Raw genomic sequence first — 3,016 nt, 5'->3', positions numbered from 1 at the left:
AAATTGTTGAAAAAGTGGTTAATGACGACTATCGACGCCCTGTCGCTGATCGTGTAACAGTAAAATCAGTTGAATTAATCGAATATAAGATAAACGCTAAACTGTTTTTATACTCCGGTCCCGAATCGGAACCCATTAAAAAAGCGGCACTCAATAATTTGCAGGAATATATATCAGAAAAGCACCGTATAGGGCGACGCATCAGCCGCAGCGCAATCATATCCGCGTTACATGTTCCGGGTGTTCAACGTGTCGAACTAATAGAACCCAGCAAAGATGTGTTAATTAATCGCGAGCAGGCAAGTTATTGCTCTGATCATCAGGTTGAGGTTGCTGGATATGACAAATAAAACCTTGCTACCACCCTCATCAACAAAGCTAGAAAAAAGGTTATCTCAAGCCATGGTTTGCGATTTCCCAATTCTATTACGCTCATTGTGGAATCCTCAAACATGCCCCTATGAGCTACTACCGTATTTGGCGTGGCAATACAGTGTTGATTATTGGGATGAAAATTGGAACGAACAAATTAAACGTAAGGTTGTCGCGGAGGCGTTCGAAATCCACCAACACAAAGGGACCAAAGAGGCCATCCGCCGAGCAGTTAGTTCATTTGGGTATTTAATTGATCTAATTGAGTGGTGGCAAAATGATAAAACCCCAGGTACATTCTCAATAGAAATTGGAGTATTAGACAAGGGGATCACTGACGAATCCTATAATGAGCTAGTCCGAATAATCGAGGATGTCAAACCGGTATCCCGACATTTGTCCGGGCTATCACTGCATTTAGCAACGAGCGTCAATACAACAATTGGCGCATGTAATTACGACGGTAATACAATCAGCATATATCCGTATGTTAGCGAGACAGTCACAACGAAATCACGCCGACAATTTGGTGCGTCCATTCATTTTATCGATACAATGAGAATATAATCATGAGTCAAACATACTATACAATTCTAACAAAACTTGGCGCTGAGCTATTAGCTAATGCTACAGCGCTCGGTATTCCGCTAAAATTAACCAGCATGGCCGTTGGCGATGGCAACGGATCTGCGCCTAAACCCACAGCCACTCAAACCGCACTAACTAACGAGGTGCGCCGTGCAGCGATCAATTCGTTATCAGTTGATAAAAACAACAGCAACCAAATCATTGCTGAGCAAGTGATCCCGGAAAATGAGGGAGGGTGGTTTATTCATGAGATCGGATTATTTGATGATAGGGGCAATTTGATTGCGGTGGGTAATTGCCCTCCGACGTATAAACCACGATTAGCTGAAGGCAGCGGGCGAACTCAGGTTATTAGGATGATAATTATCATTGATAATATTGATTCTGTTGAATTGAAAATCGATCCGTCGGTTGTTTTAGCTACGCGTGAATATGTCGATGAGAAAATAGAAACCAGAGTACCCCCGTCCCGTAAAATTAATAACAAAAAATTAGACCGCGACGTGATACTCAATGCTGATGACATCAATGCATTGCCTGCTCAGAAAAAAATCAATGCAGGCGCACCTATTTATGAGGTAGGTAAAAATGTATCGACAGGATATAGAGTTGGAGAGCAGTGGTTATCTGCATATAGATTTAACGAGCTGCCGTTTGGTTGCTATTTTAGAAATGGAGATAATTATCTGTTAGATTCTCCTCAAGGGCGAGTTTTAAATAGTTTTTCTAATAATTACAAACACGATCACGGCATAACTATTAAAACAATAAACGGGAAACAATATATTAACGTTCCGACAGCGTTTGCGCCCGACGGTCGAGGCTATTTTGAGCGAGCTGTTGATGGAACTACTCGGCAGGTAGGTAGTGTTCAGCCCGACGCAATTAGAAACATTTACGGCGAAATTATATTTCACGGTGACACTGCGGATGGCTCATATCCCGCGGTCGCCAACGGGGTGTTTTCCGGAATTCATAAAAAAAATTCATTTAGATATGGTCAGTTGAATAACGAACAAATCTCATTCGGCGGTATTGCGTTTAATGCCGAAAATTTTGTTCCAACTGGTCCAGAAAACACTGTTTTAAATATTGGTAGAACTCCAGTGATTTATCTTGGTGTTTAAACTCCGAGATAGATAACCGGTGTCCTACCTGTGTTTATCACCGTGTTTTCTGGACCGGTCGGGACTGCACGCGACGCATCAAAAACATTTATCGCCATTCCGTTTCCACGGTTTTTAGGACAGATCGTAGAATCATCTGGCCACGATTCATCGAGGTGAAATAAGTTGTTATCTGGTGTTCTGAACGCCAAAAATTTGCCCGTAATGTTTCTAATTGCGTCGGGCTGAACACTACCTACCTGCCGAACAGGTAACAAAAAATAGGAGAATTTATGATTAATTATTATTATGATAATACAAACGAATTAAAACCGTACACACACCAATTAGACGCAAACGCCGACACATTACCACCAGATAATGCTCTACGAACGCCACCCCCGGAAAAACATGGATTTTGGCCGTGTTTTAAAAATGGGGCATGGGTTTTAATTGAAAATCATCGAGGAAAAACATCATACAATATCGAAACAACAGAATCCGTTGAAATTGATTATGTAGGACCGGTTCGAGATGGATTTACGTTACTAGAGCCGTTTGAGTTTTGTGTTTGGGACAAAAAAACAAAAAGCTGGGTATTAGATGAAGATCAAAAAAATGCAGCTATAATTCAAAAAAACGAATCTATTAAAAATTCATTTTTAGCAGCGGCAAATGAAAAAATAGCAGTTTTGCAGGACATTATTGATTTGGATATGTGCGAATCAAACGAATCCGAACAACTAAAACAGTGGAAAAAATATCGAATTTTAGTTATTCGCGTTGATACAAATCAATTAGATATTGAATGGCCAAAACAACCCGAGTAATTACTCGGGTTTCTTAATAATTAATAACTTTCCGTTTTTTATCTCAAATGATGCGCCTCTCATGACTGCATCACGAATTTTTTGCTCTAGTTCGTCACTGACATTAATTGCGTCAGAGGG

The 3,016-nt window shown here is 40.6% G+C and carries 4 protein-coding genes; all 4 read left to right on the top strand.

Annotated features, from left to right (window positions below; genetic code table 11):
• Positions 1 to 350 (top strand): baseplate J/gp47 family protein (locus A9G08_RS01355; protein WP_176701502.1); only part of this gene is annotated, 350 nt, incomplete at its 5' end.
• A complete protein-coding gene (locus A9G08_RS01350) occupies positions 340 to 939 on the top strand; it encodes a phage tail protein I (RefSeq protein WP_065561970.1) in 600 nt (199 codons plus the stop codon). The genes A9G08_RS01355 and A9G08_RS01350, both read left to right, overlap by 11 nt.
• Before the next feature lie 2 nt (positions 940 to 941).
• Positions 942 to 2,087 carry a phage tail protein gene (locus A9G08_RS01345; RefSeq protein ID WP_065561969.1) on the top strand — a complete coding sequence of 382 codons (1,146 nt, stop codon included), beginning with the start codon at positions 942 to 944 and terminating at the stop codon, positions 2,085 to 2,087.
• Between the two features lie 272 nt (positions 2,088 to 2,359).
• On the top strand, positions 2,360 to 2,896 hold the full coding sequence (locus A9G08_RS01340) for a tail fiber assembly protein (RefSeq protein WP_065561968.1): 537 nt from the start codon (positions 2,360 to 2,362) through the stop codon (positions 2,894 to 2,896).
• Positions 2,897 to 3,016 lie beyond the last annotated feature (120 nt).

This window comes from Gilliamella sp. wkB195, from assembly GCF_001690445.1.
Classification (GTDB): Bacteria; Pseudomonadota; Gammaproteobacteria; order Enterobacterales; family Orbaceae; genus Gilliamella; species Gilliamella apicola_E.
The sequence above is the reverse complement of the archived record's forward strand: the minus strand, read 5'-3'. Positions and strand labels throughout refer to the sequence as shown.